A 16,058-nucleotide genomic window follows, 5' to 3' on the forward strand; every position below is an offset into this window, starting at 1 on the left:
TCATGAGTGAGGAGCAAATCCGCCTCGGGGAGCTACGGGTAGAAATAGACAGCCTTGATCAGAAGATCATGGAGTTGATCAGCACACGTGCCAAGTGCGCCCAGGAGGTAGCCCATGTGAAGATGGCCGCCAACCCTGAACAGGACGTATTTTTCTACCGCCCCGAGCGGGAAGCGCAGGTTCTGCGCCGTATTAAAGAGGCCAACCCGGGCCCTCTGGCTGGTGAGGAAATGGCCCGGCTGTTTCGCGAAATTATGTCGGCTTGCCTGGCACTGGAAAAGCCCATGCACATTGCCTTTCTGGGGCCAATCGGCACCTTCACCCAGGCGGCAGCGCTTAAGCATTTTGGGCATTCGGTGGTTAGCGTGCCTCTGCCTGCTATTGATGCGGTTTTCCGCGAAGTGGAATCCGGGTCGGCGCACTACGGCGTAGTGCCGGTTGAGAACTCTACCGAGGGTATGATTAATCACACCCTTGATATGTTCATGTCCTCGCCGCTAAAAATCTGCGGTGAAGTGCAGCTGAGGATTCATCATCATCTACTGGTTTCACCGGAGTTCGGGGATCAGGAAATAACCCGTATTTATTCGCACCAGCAGTCGTTTGCCCAGTGCAGGCAATGGCTGGATACTCATCGGTATGGCATTGAACGGGTAACCGTTTCGAGTAATGCTGAGGCAGCCCGCCGGGCAGCGCAGGAACCAGGCGCGGCTGCGATTGCCGGTGATATGGCAGAAAAGCTCTACGGTTTGGAAAAACTGGCCAACAGTATTGAAGACCGTCCGGACAATACTACCCGGTTTTTGATTATTGGCCGTGAGGAGGTGCCTGCCAGCGGCCAGGACAAATCCTCGATTCTGGTTTCCATGAGAAACAAACCCGGCGCACTGTATCAACTTCTGGAGCCGTTCCACGGTCATGGCATCAGCCTCACGCGGATCGAGACCCGGCCTTCACCCAGTGGCACCTGGGCCTATGTATTCTATATAGATTTTGAAGGGCACATGGATGACGAACAAGCACGTAAAGTGCTTTCCGAGGTAGACGAAGAGGCTGTTGAGCTCAAGCGGTTGGGCTCTTACCCTATCGGTGTTCTCTAGTCGTTGGCATGAGAGCTTAGCATCAGGCAATTGAAGGAAGGGTTATGACCACTGATTACCAAAGCCTTGCTGTCGAAGGTGTTCAGGCTTTGTCTCCGTACGAGCCAGGTAAACCAATCAGCGAACTGGCCCGGGAGTTGGGGCTGAATCCGGCTGAAATTATCAAGCTTGCCAGCAATGAAAACCCTCTTGGCCCCAGCAAAAAAGCGACCGCCGCCGTTGAAGGCGCTTTGGCAGACTTGTGTTTGTATCCCGATGGCAATGGGTTTGACTTGAAACAGAAGTTATCTGGCCGTCTTAGTGTGGATGCTGATCAAATCACGCTGGGAAACGGGTCGAACGATGTGCTTGAAGTCATCGCCCGTTGTTTTGCTGACGGGAACTCAGAGATTGTGTTCTCCCAATATGCGTTTGCGGTTTACCCGATTGTTACTCAGGCCATTGGCGCGAAGGCGGTTGCCGTGCCTGCCCGGGACTGGGGGCACGACCTGGATGCAATGGCCGCAGCCGTAACAGAGCGCACCCGGCTCATATTTATAGCCAATCCCAATAATCCTACGGGCACTGTGCATAACGCAGAGGCTATCGAGGCATTTTTGGGTAAGGTTCCTGAAGATGTGCTGGTGGTACTGGATGAAGCCTATTGCGAGTATATGACCGGGGAAAATGATCCCGATGGTGTTGCTTTGCTGGCCCGCTTCCCGAATCTGATTGTATGTCGCACGTTTTCCAAAGCCTGGGGTTTAGCTGCTTTGCGTGTAGGCTACAGTATAAGCTCACCGGCTATCGCCGATATCCTGAACCGTGTTCGCCAGCCGTTTAACGTCAGCTCAGTGGGTCTTGCAGCGGCTACTGCAGTGCTGGATGACGAGGACTATCTAAAACGTTCCCGCGAAATAAATACTGCGGGACTGAAACAGTTACAAGACGCGTTTGACAGCATGGGCCTGAAATATATTCCATCATCCGGGAATTTTGTGGCTGTTGAAGTAGGGCCGCAAGCCATGGGCGTTTATCAGGCATTGCTGGCCCACGGTGTGATTGTTCGGCCTGTTGCCGGTTACGGCATGCCAAACCACCTTAGGGTTACGGTGGGCTTGTTCGCCCAAAACGAGCACTTTATAGATGCTCTCGCAAAGGCGCTGGCTGCAGCCGGGCAGGGAGCCTGAGTGTTGTCCCGCGAACCACTTTTTCAGCGTGTGGCCATTATTGGGTTGGGCCTGATAGGTGGCTCACTCGCTGGAGCTATTCGCAAGCACGGGCTGGCCAGTGAAGTTGTTGCAGCGGACCAGCACCAGGACGATCTTTTGCTGGGCCTGTCTCAGGGAGTGATTGATACAGTTGCACAAACAATAGCTGAGGCAGTGCAGGGCGCGGATCTTGTTGTGCTGGCGGTGCCAGTGCGGGCAACCCGTAAAGTGCTTGAGGCCGTGCGCCCGCACTTGGGAGCCGATGCCATTTTAACGGATGTTGGTAGCACCAAAACGGGTTTTGTGAAAGACGTTGAGGCTGTATTTGGTGCGTTTTTGCCTCGCATTATTCCCGGACATCCCATTGCCGGGTCTGAGAAAAGTGGCATTCGCGCTGCGAATTCAGAATTATTCAACAAGCATAAGGTCATACTGACCCCCCCGGATGATGTCAGTCGCGAACATCTCGCGAAACTCCAGGCCTTGTGGGAGGTGTGTGGTGCCACCGTGCTCACTATGTCTGTGGCGTATCACGATGAAGTATTGGCGGCGACCAGTCATTTACCCCACCTGATTGCATTTTCGCTGGTCGATACACTGGCCGGTGAAGATCAGAATATGGACATTTTCCGGTATGCCGCAGGCGGGTTCCGTGATTTTACCCGAATTGCCGCGAGCGACCCGGTAATGTGGCACGACATTTTTCTTTCCAACCGGGATGCTGTTATTCGGATGATAGATCATTTTACCCATGATCTGGATCAGTTGCGCACCGCCGTTGCCGAGCAAGATGGCGACATGTTGTTACGGGTATTCAGTCGTGCCAAGGCAGCGCGCGATCACTTTTCAAAAATGCTTTCAGGACAGGCCTACGTGACAAATAATAGTGAAAAGCAGGTAACGTTCCGTCTCCAGCCAGGCGGTTCAGTAACTGGCGATATACGGGTGCCCGGCGATAAATCCATGTCCCACCGCTCGATTATGCTGGGTGCGATTGCCGAGGGCATTACCGAGGTGAAAGGCTTTCTTGAAGGCGAAGACAGCCTCGCAACGATTCAGGCATTCCGGGATATGGGCGTGACTATTGAAGGCCCGGATGATGGGTTTGTACGCATACACGGCGTTGGAATGCATGGCTTGCAGGCTCCTCGCGGGCCGATATATTTAGGTAATTCCGGTACTGGCATGCGATTGTTCACCGGGCTATTGGCAGCGCAGCCTTTTGAATCCGAACTGACCGGTGATGCCAGTCTCTCGGGCCGGCCAATGAACCGGGTTGCGGATCCGCTGCGATCTATGGGAGCGGTCATTGATGCAGCGGAGGGCGGCCGCCCGCCGTTGAAAATCCGTGGTAGCCAGGGCAAAAAGCTGACAGGCATTCACTACGATATGCCGGTGGCCAGCGCCCAGGTAAAATCCTGCCTGTTGCTGGCGGGCTTGTATGCTGAAGGCACTACCTCGGTTGCTGAGCCTGCACCAACCCGTGATCATACCGAGCGCATGCTGACCGGGTTTGGTTATAAAGTGGAACGCGATGGGCCAATAGCGAGTGTGAGGGGCGGTGGTAAACTGACGGCTAACACCATTGATGTTCCCGCCGATATTTCATCTGCGGCTTTTTTTCTGGTCGCGGCAAGTATCGCCCCGGGGTCTGATCTCGTTATGCGGCATGTGGGTATGAACCCGACAAGGGTAGGTGTCATCAATATTCTGCAGCAGATGGGCGGAAACATTGAAATTATGGCCGAGCGGGAGGTCGGTGGCGAGCCGGTGGCTGATCTGCGTGTTCGTTTTGCAGAGCTTAAGGGCCTTACTATCCCGGAAGATCAGGTACCCCTGGCTATTGATGAGTTCCCGGCGCTGTTTATTGCTGCGGCTTGCGCAACCGGCCGAACTGTTTTAACTGGTGCTGAAGAACTGCGGGTAAAAGAAAGTGACCGTATTCAGGTGATGGCGGATGGCCTTGCCACATTAGGCGTTGAAACCACAGTGACCGACGATGGCATTGTAATTGAAGGCGGTCAGACAATTAAGGGCGGCTCCGTATACAGTCATCATGATCACCGTATTGCGATGTCTTTTGCCGTGGCTTCGTTGCGAGCCACTGAGGAAATCGAAATAGACGGTTGTTCCGTTGTGGCGACATCTTTCCCGCGGTTTGTAGAGCTTGCCCGGGAAACAGGCATTAATATTTCAGCGGAAAGGTCCGCGGCGGGCGCTGACCAGGGAGCACAGTAATGTCCGAAAGCAGCGCGCCTGTTATTACTGTTGACGGCCCGGGCGGTTCAGGTAAAGGCACAATCACGCAAATGCTGGCTAAAAAACTGGGCTGGCACCTGCTCGACAGCGGCGCGCTTTATCGTCTGACAGCTCTTGCTGCCACCCGACAGAATGTACCGCTGGATAATGAGCCAGCCCTGGTGAGAGTGGCCGCATCACTGGATGTTGCTTTCGAACCCACGCCAGAAGGTGAGCCGGTAAAAGTTATTCTAGCGGGAAAGGATGTTACGACTGATATTCGTACGGAAGCCTGTGGTAATAAGGCATCGTGTATTGCCGCCATTCAGTCGGTTCGTGATGCGCTTTTGCAGCGCCAGAGAGACTTTCAACTGAAGCCGGGGCTGGTTGCCGATGGTCGCGATATGGGCACGGTTGTTTTCCCGGATGCAACGACTAAAATTTTCCTGACAGCCAGTGCGCAAGAGCGCGCTCACCGGCGTTTCAGCCAGTTGAAGGCGGCAGGAGTCGATGTTAGTATTGACGCCGTTTTAGAGGAGATACGGGTTCGTGATGAACGGGATATGAACCGTTCTGCAGCCCCCCTCAAGCCTGCAGATGATGCGCAAGTCATTGATTCTACAGGGTTGAGTATACAGGAGGTGTTAGGCAGATGCATGGCAGCAGCAGGCCGGATCTGACTACACTTTTTTGTCGTTGAAATGCCGGAAACAGCGAAATCTGCCAGCCGCTGGCTGATTCCGGAACTTATTAACAGACCGTGTTGCTGGCGGCACGGAGCATACTTGCGTTGAACCTATAGGACTCATAATGAGCGAAAGCTTTGCGGATCTTTTTGAAGAAAGCCTAAAAGAAATTGACATGCAACCAGGTTCCATTGTCCAGGGAACCGTAGTTGATGTTGATAGCGACTGGGTCACAGTTAACGCCGGGCTTAAGTCCGAAGGCGTTATCCCCGCCTCCCAGTTCCTGAACGAAAAAGGCGAGTTGGAAGTAGCTATCGGTGACGTTGTCGACGTAGCTCTGGATGCAGTGGAAGATGGCTTCGGTGAAACCCGTCTGTCCCGCGAAAAGGCCAAGCGCGCTGAAGCCTGGAAGGTACTTGAAAAGTCCTTCGAAGCGGAAGAAGTGGTCAAAGGTATTATTAATGGCAAGGTCAAAGGTGGTTTCACCGTTGATCTGGCTGGTATTCGTGCGTTCCTGCCAGGCTCTCTGGTAGACGTTCGTCCGGTTCGCGACACCGCGCACCTGGAGAACAAGGAACTCGAATTCAAGGTTATCAAGCTCGACCAGAAGCGTAACAACGTGGTTGTCTCTCGCCGCGCCGTTCTGGAAGCTGAAAACAGCGCCGAGCGCGAAGCTCTGCTGGAAACCCTGACCGAAGGTCTGACTATCAAGGGTATCGTCAAGAACCTGACCGACTACGGCGCGTTCGTAGATCTGGGCGGTGTTGACGGCCTGCTACACATCACTGATATGGCCTGGAAGCGCATCAAGCATCCGAGCGAAATCGTGAATGTTGGCGACGAGATCAACGTTAAGGTTCTCAAGTTCGATCGTGAGCGCAATCGCGTATCTCTGGGTCTTAAGCAGCTGGGCGAAGATCCCTGGGTTGATATCAAGGGACGTTATCCGGAAGGCACCCGCGTTACTGCACGCGTAACCAATCTGACTGACTACGGCTGCTTTGCCGAGTTGGAAGAAGGTGTTGAAGGTTTGGTTCACGTATCCGAAATGGACTGGACCAACAAGAACATCCATCCCTCCAAAGTCGTTCAGGTTGGCGACGAAGTGGAAGTGATGATTCTGGATATCGATGAAGAGCGTCGTCGTATTTCCCTGGGTATCAAGCAGTGTGTTTCCAACCCATGGGAAGATTTCTCCGGCAACTTCAACAAGGGCGACCGTATCTCCGGTAAGATCAAGTCAATCACTGACTTCGGTATCTTCATCGGTCTGGACGGTGGCATCGATGGTCTGGTTCACCTGTCAGATATCAGCTGGAACGAAACAGGCGAGGAAGCCGTTCGTGAATACAAGAAGGGCGACGATGTTGATACCGTCATCCTGTCTGTAGATCCCGAGCGTGAGCGTATCTCCCTGGGTATCAAGCAGCTTGAGAGCGATCCGTTCGCCGAGTTTGTTCAGCTGAACGACAAGGGCTCTATCGTTAAGGGTACTGTTTCCGCTATTGATGCGAAGGCAGCGACTATTTCCCTGAACGAAGAAGTTGAAGCTGTATTGAAAGCCTCTGAAATCAGCCGTGATCGCGTTGAAGACGCGCGTAACGCACTGAAAGAAGGCGAAGAAGTCGAAGCGAAGATCATCAGCATCGACCGTAAAAACCGCATTATCAACCTGTCTGTCAAGTCCAAGGACGTTGAAGACGACAAGCAGGCTCTTGATACTGTACGGACTAAAGCTGCCGAAACGTCCTCTAGTGCGACCACCATTGGTGATCTCATCAAGGAACAAATGCAGCAGCAAAACACCAACAAAGACTAATCTTCAGTTGGTACGAAAAAAAACGGGCTCTAAGAGCCCGTTTTTTTTGTGTTTTTTTTTGATTTGTCTAAACTGGTGGAGTGGGAATCCGGCAACCAATAGCCGAATAACGAAGAAGAGAGGGAAGTGCCTCATGACGAAGTCTGAACTGGTTGAATTAATTGCCTCAAAACAAACGCAGCTGTCGGTTAAAGACGTTGAACTGGCAGTAAAAACAATCATTGAGCATATGTCCCAGTCACTGGCTAATGGGCAGCGAATTGAAATACGTGGATTTGGCAGTTTCTCCCTGCATCACCGGGCGGCCCGCACTGGCCGGAACCCAAAAACCGGTGAGGCTGTGCAGCTACCCGCTAAGCATGTTCCGCACTTCAAGCCCGGCAAGGAGCTGCGAGAGCAAGTGAATGATAGTTTGAAACAGGGCTTTTAACCGCATTCCATCCCTGAAGCAGAACATCTATAATTTGCGCACTTGTTGATATTTGGGAGAGCTAAGGTTATGGCAGGATTACAGAAGATCCTATTGATTCTGCTGGTACTGGTCCTGGTGTTGCTGGCGCTCGTGTTTTCGCTGAATAACCAGATGGCGGTTGCCCTCAACTTTCTGGTATTCGAGACCGAGCCCCACGGTGTGGCCGTGTGGCTTATGATGGCTTTTGTTATTGGTGCGCTGGTTGGCATTTTAATGACTGCTCTGGCTACCTTCCGCACCTCTGTTTCCCGTCGCACTCTTCAGAAACGACTTGATCGCGCCGAGCAGGCACTGGAGAAATCCAGGGCCCAGAACGATCAGGCTGTTTAATGGATATAGTGTTCCAGTGGCTGCTGTTAACGGTTGCAGTTGCTGTTGGCTGGTTTGTTGGCCGGCTGGGTAGCGGCCGGGCCCGAACAAAGATTGCAGATGAAGAGTCGGTTAAAGACCGAATGCAGTTTCTCTTCACGAATTATTCCGATGAAGCCGTCGACAATTTTGTTCAGTCGCTGGCCGTCAACAAGGACACTGTAAGTCTCCACCTTTCTATTGGCCGACACTTTCGCAACAAAGGCGAGACAGATCGCGCTATTCTGGTTCATCAAAATCTACTCGCACGCCCCGAGCTGCCTACGCGCTTTTCGCCGCAGGTAACGCTTGAGCTTGCCATGGACTTTCTGAATGCCGGCCTGCTGGATCGGGCTGAGGCGTTGCTGCAGCAAATGATGAGCGATCGCGAATATGGCCGGCAAGCCTCCCGGCAACTGATTGACCTTTATCAGCAGGAAAAAGAGTGGGGTAAAGCGTCTGATGTTGCCCGAGCTCTGACCAAAAACGACGCAGACCCGGCAATGTACAAGGATCTGGCGTATTTAACCTGCGAGCTTTCAGATCAGGCTCTGGTGCTGGATGATCGCTGGACTGCGCAGAAGCTAGCCAAAGAAGCGCTGGATTATGATCGCTCCTGTGTTCGGGCCACCTTGATCCTGATGAACATTTTGATTCGCCAGGGCAGTTACCGTGAGGCAGGAAACCAGGGGCTAAAAGTGTTTGCCCAAAACCCGGATTTCGGCCCGGAAGCCATAGATCGCCTGATGAAGCTGGAACATGAGCATGGCGATATTGGCCGGCTTGTTAAAAAGCTGCGTAAGCTTTACGAAGCTCACCCAAGCACCAGCTTGCTGCTGGCTCTGGTGGAGTCGGTCGAACGAGTATCTGGCCGGCCGGCGGCTATAGATCTGCTGCGCAGGGAGCTTGAAAGCCGGCCCAGTGTACGGGCTCTTTTACGGCTGGTAGAGATGGCAGGCTACGAGAAGGGCATGACCACCGATGAAGGTCGTCTGGTTAGCCGTATCGGTCTTCTGATTATTGCCAACCGGCCGGTTTATCGCTGTGTAAGCTGTGGCTTCTCGGGCCAGCAACTGCATTGGCTTTGCCCGAGCTGCAAGCAATGGGAAACCATTCGCCCAATTCAGGGCGTAGAAGCTGAATAACTTTTTTCTGACCCCCCTTCCAGGACATTCCAACGTGCAAATTTCTAACGATCCCAAAATTATAGTAGCCCTCGACTTCCCGTCTGAAATCCAGGCCTTGGAACTGGCAGACAAGCTGGACTCTGCCAAGTGCCGACTGAAAGTGGGCAAAGAGTTGTTCACTCGTGCTGGTCCTCAGCTGGTTGAAGGTTTGCAGAGGCGCGGCTTCGAGGTATTTTTGGATTTGAAATTTCACGATATTCCCAATACTGCGTCGGCTGCCGTGGCCGCTGCTGCCGATTTGGGAGTATGGATGGTAAATGTGCACGCCTCAGGAGGGGAGGCGATGATGCTTGCCTGCCGTGAGCGTCTGGATGCCTTCGGGGCAGATAAGCCCCTGCTGATTGCCGTTACAGTGCTCACCAGTATGGGCGCCGACGACCTTGCCGGTATAGGTATTGCCGGCTCGCCAGACGCGCAGGTTTCCCGCTTGGCCACGCTGACCAAAAACTGTGGCCTGGACGGTGTAGTCTGCTCCGCACAGGAAGCCCCTAAGTTGAAAGCAGAGCAGGGCGGTGATTTCAAGCTGGTGACTCCGGGTATTCGGCCACTCACGGCCGACAAAGGCGACCAGCAACGCATCATGACGCCTGGGGATGCCCTGAAAGCCGGCTCTGATTACCTGGTTATCGGCCGGCCTATTACCCGGGCTACTGACCCTCTGGTGGCGTTGGAGGCTATTCATACAGAGGTGATGGGGCGCTAACAGCCCCAAAACGAAAAAACCCGCTAACTCAGAGAATTAGCGGGTTTTCGTAATATTGGCTCCCCGAGCTGGGCTCGAACCAGCGACAAACGGATTAACAGTCCGTTGCTCTACCAACTGAGCTATCGGGGAACGTCGTCGTGTGACGAGGCGCGTATATTAAGATTACATTCCCGCCTCGTCAACCCCTTACTGAAGTTTTTAGCTCAGAGCCTTCTGCAAACGTTCAATTGCCTGTTCCAGATTCTCCATGCTCGTGGCAAAGCTCAAGCGCATATGACCCGGGCAACCGAATGCAGAGCCGGGAACCAGCGCAACACCGGCTTCGCTCAGTAACTTCTCTGCAAACTCCACATCGCTGCCGACGCTGGTATCTGCATCAATGGCGTTTTGAAAGCTGGGGAATACGTAGAAGGTGCCGTCGCCTTTCAGGCATTCAACGCCAGGCAGCTTGTTAAGAGCCTCTACCAGCCAGTCATGACGTTCCTTGAACGCCGTAACCATGTCACTCACACAATCCTGTGGGCCTTCCAGGGCAGCTCGTGCCGCCGCCTGGGAGATAGATGCCGGATTGGATGTGCTCTGGGACTGGATTTTTTTCATGGCACTTATGATTCTGGTCGGGCCTGCGGCATAGCCGATGCGCCAGCCAGTCATTGAGTAGGCTTTGGATACGCCGTTTAGCACAAAGGTGCGGTCGTAAAGCTCGGGCGTGGCGTTCAGGATGTTGCAGAACGGTTTGCCTGTCCAAAGTATAGGTTCGTACATGTCATCGGTGGCAATCATGATGTTCGGATGCTTTTTCAGAACCTCACCAATCGCCTGCAGCTCTTCCAGTGTGTAGGCCATACCGCTGGGGTTGGAAGGGCTGTTGATTACGAACAGGCGAGTACGCTCGGTAATGGCGTTCTCAAGCTGCTCTGGCGTGATCTTGAAGCGAGTTTGTGCGCCGGTTTCGATGATAACTGGCTTGCCTTCAGCAACCAGAACCATATCCGGGTAGGATACCCAGTAAGGCGCAGGAATGATGGCTTCGTCACCTGGGTTAAGGGTGGCAAGAGCGAGGTTGAAAAAGCTCTGTTTACCACCACTTGATACAAGAACCTGGTTGGCTTCGTATTCCAGGCCATTGTCCCGCTTGAACTTCGCAATAATCGCTTTCTTGAGAGCTGGCGTACCATCTACAGCTGTGTATTTTGTCTGGCCATTTTTGATGGCCTCGATGGCTGCCTGCTTGATGTGTTCCGGGGTGTCGAAGTCTGGCTCGCCTGCACCAAGGCCGATTATATCCTGGCCTGCTGCGCGCAGTTCGGCAGCTTTGTTGGTCACTGCGAGGGTGGGGGATGGCTTGATTGCCTGTACTCGGCTGGAAAGTTGAAGGTCCAAACTTGCGCTCCTTAAAGCTGCGTCTGATAGGTCCGTGACCGGCGGGGTGTCTGAATCCTTGCCATATGGCGGCTGATTTTCGCCCAGCCGTCGATCGAGTTGATGGTACCATGAAGCTGGCGTAACAATAAATTTCTCTCACAGGCCAAGTTCCACATACGCAGCGTATGGCCTGGATACACATGTTGAGTGAGCGGAGGTTGTCTGCCAATTATGGCTAGTAACGATTCCAGCAGTTCGAGTATAGACGGCGTCTTCAGAGTTGATTCACCGTTTCAGCCTGCGGGCGATCAGCCCAAAGCAATTGAAGGTCTGATTGACGGCATTCATTCCGGCTTGGCACATCAGACATTACTGGGTGTGACCGGGTCGGGCAAAACGTTCACCATTGCCAAAGTGATCGAAGACATACAGCGGCCGACCATTGTTATGGCCCATAACAAAACTCTGGCGGCCCAGTTGTACGGTGAGTTCCGTGAATTTTTCCCGGATAACGCCGTGGAGTACTTCGTGTCCTATTACGATTACTACCAGCCAGAAGCCTATGTTCCCTCGTCTGATACCTTTATTGAGAAAGACGCCTCCATCAACGAGCACATCGAACAAATGCGGCTCTCTGCAACCAAGGCGCTGCTGGAGCGCCCGGATGCAATTATTGTCGCAACCGTGTCGGCTATTTATGGTCTGGGTGATCCCAAGTCCTACCTGAAAATGATGTTGCATCTGGATCGGGGAGACAAAATTGATCAGCGAGACATCCTGCGTCGGCTGGCTGAATTGCAGTACACCCGTAACGATATTGAATTCCATCGGGCAAATTACCGCGTACGCGGTGATGTGATTGATGTGTTCCCGGCGGAATCCGAAAAAGAAGCGGTTCGCATTGAGTTGTTTGATGACGAGGTAGAAAACCTCAGTTACTTTGATCCGCTCACGGGTGAAGTATTCCGCCGGGTGCCCAGGGTTACGATTTATCCCAAGTCTCACTATGTAACACCGCGCCAGAAAGTGCTCGATGCGGTTGAGCATATCAAGGTTGAGTTGGACGAACGCCTGACACAAATGCGCGATAACAATCGCCTTGTTGAGGCTCAGCGGCTCGAAGAGCGTACCCGTTATGACATGGAAATGATGAACGAGCTGGGCTATTGCAATGGCATTGAAAACTACTCCCGTTACCTGTCAGGTCGTTTGCCGGGCGAAGCGCCGCCCACTTTGTTTGATTACCTGCCCGACAACGCGCTGTTGGTTCTGGATGAATCTCACGTGACGGTGCCGCAAATAGGCGCCATGTACAAAGGGGATCGCTCGCGCAAAGAGACGCTTGTGGAATACGGATTCCGCCTGCCTTCCGCCCTTGATAACCGGCCCATGAGGTTTGATGAATGGGAGCGCATTGCCCCGCAGATGATCTTTGTTTCGGCCACGCCGGGTAATTACGAAGCCGAGCACGCAGGGCAGGTGGTTGAGCAGGTTGTGAGACCTACCGGATTGCTGGATCCGGTGATTGAAGTTCGCCCTGCGTCGACCCAGGTGGATGACCTTCTCTCGGAAATTCACTTGCGGGTGAAGGTTGAAGAGCGGGTGCTGGTGACGACACTCACCAAGCGCATGGCAGAAGACCTTACAGATTTTCTGATGGAGCACGATGTTCGCGTGCGCTACCTGCACTCGGATATCGATACGGTTGAGCGGGTCGAGATCATCCGGGATTTGCGCCGTGGTGAGTTCGACGTGCTGGTAGGTATCAACCTGCTACGAGAAGGGTTGGACATGCCCGAGGTGTCGCTGGTCAGCATTTTGGATGCCGACAAAGAAGGCTTCCTGCGGTCAGAGCGTGCACTGATTCAAACCATTGGTCGTGCCGCACGAAACCTTAATGGCAAGGCGATCCTCTATGGTGATCGGGTTACCGGTTCCATGCAGCGTGCCATTGACGAAACGGATCGTCGGCGGGCCAAGCAGGCAGAGCACAACGAGATTCACGGCATTACACCCCAGGGCCTGAGCAAAAAAGTGGCAGATATCATGGAGGGTGCCGGCGGTGGCCGGGGTAAACTCAAATCGAACAGGCCGGGGAGTAAAGCGGCAGAAGAAGCGGAGCAGTACCGGGCAAAGATTGGTGACAGGTCTCCGCAAGAAGTGCTTAAAGAAGTCTCTCGCCTTGAAGATGACATGTATAAGGCAGCATCTGATTTGGATTTTGAGTCGGCCGCTCGCCTGCGGGATGAAATTTCAGAGCTTAAAGAAGCCGCCCTTCGAACCGGGTAGCCTTTCTTTAGCGTTCCGGGGCCGCATCACTTGCTACCCAAACCCTTGCGCTGCCAAACCAAGGGTAGCCCTCTAGGTGGCGCCGGATATTGTCGGGCGTAAACACTGTTTCAGGGCAGGGCTCACCCAGGAAAATCTCAAGGTGCAGCTTGTTTCTCAGGTAGTGCAGCCGCAAACGGCTGCGCTGGGGAATCTCCCCTAAGTGTTCTGCAATAATGCTTGTAACTTCAGCACGGGAGGGTAGTTTTTCGGTTGTCGGATACTGGTCTTCGTCGTTTTCAGCATCAATGTGAAAGTTGATATCGATGATGTTCTCCAGTGAATTTCGCATGCCTGCCACTACCTGCATGCCAATCTGATGACCTTCCGATACGCTGATTTCTGGCCGTACCACTAGATGAATGTCCAGTAGAATATCTTGCCCCATGCGACGGCTGCGCAGCTCATGTACGTTAAGAACGCCGTCGGTATTGCGTGCAATGTTGATTAGCGTTTTGGTATCGTCTGCAGAAAGCCCGGTGTCCACAAGCTCCTGAACACTGTCCCAAGTAAACTTCCAGCCGATGTGAATAATGATGGCGGCAATAGCCACGGCTGCAAGCACATCCAGCCACACCAGCCCCAACATGGCGCCAACCGTTGAAACCAGAACCACCGCAGAAGAAAAAGCATCTGTGCGGCTGTGCCACGCGTTGGCAATAATGAGGTCTGAGCGTATGGCCTGGCCAATGTGTCGGGTGTAACGGAAGATCCACTCCTTACAGGCAACAGAAATCCCGGCTGCCACCAGTACCGGCCACTCGGGAATGGTATCAATATTGCCTTCAACCAGTCGTAGGGTGTTTTCCCAGGCAAGGGCGGCGCCTACGGCAATCAGAATACTGCCCAGCACCAGGGTGCCAAAGGTTTCTATGCGCTGATGGCCGTAAGGGTGGTTTTCATCGGGTTCCTGGCGAGACAGTTTCATTGCGCCGAGCACAACAAAATCGGATGCTACATCAGTAAACGAGTGTATGCCGTCAACAAGGAGCGCCTGAGAATGGAAAAGGGCGCCGCCAATAACCTTAATGATTCCAAGGAAAGCATCAAGAATCATTCCTATAACGGTAACCCGAGAAGCCGCCTTCATTTCCATCACCAGGTTTTCACGATGACGCTGAGCCGGTGAGTCGGGTTTTTGCATGAAAAGACTCCGGGTTTTCCGAATGACTACTTGATTTATGCACATCATAGCAGTAATGGTTTTTTAATGACAGGCTGTTCAGGTTTCCTTCATTCTAATCTAAAACCATAATAACTCATTGAAAATAAAGATAAAATAAATTGATCAAAAAATGATCAATCTGTAGATTGGCGCAGGTCACAAGGGATTGGCATCATTGTGGCGCAATTTTCAACAGGGTTATCCACAGATTCCGTGGACAAGCTCGTGAGAGCTCAATGATACAGATGTTTAGCTGGGTGTTTGGTTCAACCTGAGCCGCTGTGGAAAACTTGCGGTATACTCGCACTCGTGTTTTTTTGAGGAGTTTTCCGATGTACGGCGTTATCCGAAATCTGCTTTTCCGGTTATCACCCGAACAGGCCCACTCCGTTGCCTTAAACGGTCTGGACCTTGCGTATCGCTTGCGTATGTTGGGTGCTTTTTCACCGAAAGCAGAAGCGCTGCCGGTGAACGTTATGGGATTGGATTTTCCTAACCCGGTAGGGCTTGCGGCAGGGCTGGACAAAAACGCAGATCATTTGGATTCATTGGGAGCGCTGGGCTTTGGGTTTATAGAAGTGGGAACCGTGACACCTGTGGCGCAGCCAGGTAACCCGAAACCTCGCATGTTCCGGCTGCCGGAGCATCAGGCCATTATTAATCGTATGGGATTCAATAATGAAGGTCTGGCCCATATGCTGGAGCGCGTCGATAAACGACACTACCGGGGAATTCTCGGCATTAACGTGGGCAAGAACAAAGATACGCCCAATGAAGATTCCGAGGCTGATTACCGCAAGGGGATTGCTGCCGTATACACCCGGGCGGATTACATCACCGTGAATGTGTCATCGCCCAACACGCCCGGCCTGCGTGATTTGCAGTTTGGTGACCCCCTGAAAGGCCTGCTGCATGCCATCAAGGATGAACAGCTTAAATGCCAGAGCCGGTTCGATCGCTACGTACCCATCGCGGTAAAAATGGCCCCGGATATGGACGACGAAGGTGTCCGGTTTGTGGCGTCTGCCTTGAAAGAAGCCGGTCTGGATGGCGTTATTGCAACCAATACAACCATAAGCCGGGAAGCGGTTGTGGGACACGCCCATGCTGAAGAAGCGGGAGGGTTAAGCGGCACACCGGTTCGGGAGGCTTCTTTGAGGGTCATAAAGGGACTGTATGCTGAGCTGGGCGACGATCTGCCAATTATCGGTGTGGGCGGCATTACCGATGGCGAAAGTGCGGCAGAGAAGATCCGGGCAGGGGCCAGGCTGGTTCAGCTTTATACGGGGTTTATTTATCGGGGGCCGGAACTCATTAATGAAACGGTTGAGGCAATTCGCGGTCTGAAATCAGCGTAAGGATGCCCTGAACTGAGTGGGCCCGCATAGCGGGCCCTTGCGGGGAAAAGACCCCGTTACTTGAGTCTTGAAAGATCAGATTACGATATCGGGATT

13 protein-coding genes and 1 tRNA gene are annotated in these 16,058 nt (G+C 53.1%); 11 read left to right on the forward strand and 3 right to left on the reverse strand.

Annotated features, from left to right (window positions below; all coding sequences use genetic code 11):
* Positions 1 to 2 precede the first annotated feature (2 nt).
* From pheA to pyrF, 9 genes are all read left to right on the forward strand, one after another.
* Positions 3 to 1,100 carry a prephenate dehydratase gene (gene pheA / locus ACTHYN_RS06120; protein WP_441811589.1) on the forward strand — a complete coding sequence of 366 codons (1,098 nt, stop codon included), beginning with the start codon at positions 3 to 5 and terminating at the stop codon, positions 1,098 to 1,100.
* A 44-nt stretch (positions 1,101 to 1,144) separates the two neighbouring features.
* Complete coding sequence (gene hisC, locus ACTHYN_RS06125) at positions 1,145 to 2,269, forward strand: histidinol-phosphate transaminase (protein WP_441811590.1); 1,125 nt, start codon at positions 1,145 to 1,147, stop codon at positions 2,267 to 2,269.
* On the forward strand, positions 2,270 to 4,528 hold the full coding sequence (locus ACTHYN_RS06130; RefSeq protein ID WP_441811591.1) for a bifunctional prephenate dehydrogenase/3-phosphoshikimate 1-carboxyvinyltransferase: 2,259 nt from the start codon (positions 2,270 to 2,272) through the stop codon (positions 4,526 to 4,528).
* Positions 4,528 to 5,208 carry a (d)CMP kinase gene (gene cmk / locus ACTHYN_RS06135; RefSeq protein WP_441811592.1) on the forward strand — a complete coding sequence of 227 codons (681 nt, stop codon included), beginning with the start codon at positions 4,528 to 4,530 and terminating at the stop codon, positions 5,206 to 5,208. The genes ACTHYN_RS06130 and cmk overlap by 1 nt, the downstream gene beginning before the upstream one ends.
* 130 nt (positions 5,209 to 5,338) lie before the next feature.
* Positions 5,339 to 7,033, forward strand: coding sequence for a 30S ribosomal protein S1 (gene rpsA / locus ACTHYN_RS06140; protein ID WP_441811593.1), 1,695 nt, complete (start codon positions 5,339 to 5,341; stop codon positions 7,031 to 7,033).
* A gap of 133 nt (positions 7,034 to 7,166) precedes the next feature.
* Positions 7,167 to 7,463: an integration host factor subunit beta gene (locus ACTHYN_RS06145; RefSeq protein ID WP_071268191.1), complete on the forward strand. Its 297-nt coding sequence runs from the start codon at positions 7,167 to 7,169 to the stop codon at positions 7,461 to 7,463.
* Between the two features lie 69 nt (positions 7,464 to 7,532).
* Positions 7,533 to 7,835 carry a LapA family protein gene (locus ACTHYN_RS06150; RefSeq protein WP_441811594.1) on the forward strand — a complete coding sequence of 101 codons (303 nt, stop codon included), beginning with the start codon at positions 7,533 to 7,535 and terminating at the stop codon, positions 7,833 to 7,835.
* Positions 7,835 to 8,998, forward strand: coding sequence for a lipopolysaccharide assembly protein LapB (lapB, locus tag ACTHYN_RS06155; protein WP_441811595.1), 1,164 nt, complete (start codon positions 7,835 to 7,837; stop codon positions 8,996 to 8,998). The genes ACTHYN_RS06150 and lapB overlap by 1 nt, the downstream gene beginning before the upstream one ends.
* A 34-nt stretch (positions 8,999 to 9,032) precedes the next feature.
* The gene (pyrF, locus tag ACTHYN_RS06160) at positions 9,033 to 9,743 is read left to right on the forward strand and encodes an orotidine-5'-phosphate decarboxylase (protein WP_441811596.1); all 711 of its coding nucleotides are present in this window, start codon (positions 9,033 to 9,035) and stop codon (positions 9,741 to 9,743) included.
* Between the two features lie 56 nt (positions 9,744 to 9,799).
* Here the strand turns inward: pyrF and ACTHYN_RS06165 are convergent.
* A tRNA-Asn gene (locus ACTHYN_RS06165) sits at positions 9,800 to 9,875 on the reverse strand.
* Between the two features lie 69 nt (positions 9,876 to 9,944).
* Positions 9,945 to 11,129, reverse strand: coding sequence for a pyridoxal phosphate-dependent aminotransferase (locus ACTHYN_RS06170; RefSeq protein WP_441811597.1), 1,185 nt, complete (start codon positions 11,127 to 11,129; stop codon positions 9,945 to 9,947).
* Between the two features lie 213 nt (positions 11,130 to 11,342).
* Here ACTHYN_RS06170 and uvrB point away from each other — a divergent pair, with 213 nt between their 5' ends.
* A complete protein-coding gene (gene uvrB / locus ACTHYN_RS06175) occupies positions 11,343 to 13,400 on the forward strand; it encodes an excinuclease ABC subunit UvrB (protein WP_441811598.1) in 2,058 nt (685 codons plus the stop codon).
* A 7-nt stretch (positions 13,401 to 13,407) separates the two neighbouring features.
* Here uvrB and ACTHYN_RS06180 read toward each other — a convergent pair whose 3' ends face one another.
* Entirely contained in the window at positions 13,408 to 14,583 is a 1,176-nt protein-coding gene (locus ACTHYN_RS06180; protein ID WP_441811599.1) for a cation diffusion facilitator family transporter, read from the reverse strand.
* A 353-nt stretch (positions 14,584 to 14,936) separates the two neighbouring features.
* Between ACTHYN_RS06180 and ACTHYN_RS06185 the strand changes: the two genes are divergently transcribed.
* Positions 14,937 to 15,962, forward strand: a complete 1,026-nt coding sequence (locus ACTHYN_RS06185) for a quinone-dependent dihydroorotate dehydrogenase (RefSeq protein WP_441811600.1) — start codon at positions 14,937 to 14,939, stop codon at positions 15,960 to 15,962.
* Positions 15,963 to 16,058 lie beyond the last annotated feature (96 nt).

Source organism: Marinobacter sp., assembly GCF_052091845.1.
In the GTDB taxonomy this organism is placed as follows: Bacteria; Pseudomonadota; Gammaproteobacteria; order Pseudomonadales; family Oleiphilaceae; genus Marinobacter.

Bases quoted from the DNA above. Each gene is read 5' to 3' on its own strand.
- ACTHYN_RS06180 (WP_441811599.1), bottom strand. From the start codon at position 14,583: ATGCAAAAACCCGACTCACCGGCTCAGCGTCATCGTGAAAACCTGGTG.
- rpsA (WP_441811593.1), top strand. From the start codon at position 5,339: ATGAGCGAAAGCTTTGCGGATCTTTTTGAAGAAAGCCTAAAAGAAATT.
- ACTHYN_RS06150 (WP_441811594.1), top strand. From the start codon at position 7,533: ATGGCAGGATTACAGAAGATCCTATTGATTCTGCTGGTACTGGTCCTG.
- pheA (WP_441811589.1), top strand. From the start codon at position 3: ATGAGTGAGGAGCAAATCCGCCTCGGGGAGCTACGGGTAGAAATAGAC.
- ACTHYN_RS06185 (WP_441811600.1), top strand. From the start codon at position 14,937: ATGTACGGCGTTATCCGAAATCTGCTTTTCCGGTTATCACCCGAACAG.
- uvrB (WP_441811598.1), top strand. From the start codon at position 11,343: ATGGCTAGTAACGATTCCAGCAGTTCGAGTATAGACGGCGTCTTCAGA.
- hisC (WP_441811590.1), top strand. From the start codon at position 1,145: ATGACCACTGATTACCAAAGCCTTGCTGTCGAAGGTGTTCAGGCTTTG.
- cmk (WP_441811592.1), top strand. From the start codon at position 4,528: ATGTCCGAAAGCAGCGCGCCTGTTATTACTGTTGACGGCCCGGGCGGT.
- lapB (WP_441811595.1), top strand. From the start codon at position 7,835: ATGGATATAGTGTTCCAGTGGCTGCTGTTAACGGTTGCAGTTGCTGTT.
- ACTHYN_RS06145 (WP_071268191.1), top strand. From the start codon at position 7,167: ATGACGAAGTCTGAACTGGTTGAATTAATTGCCTCAAAACAAACGCAG.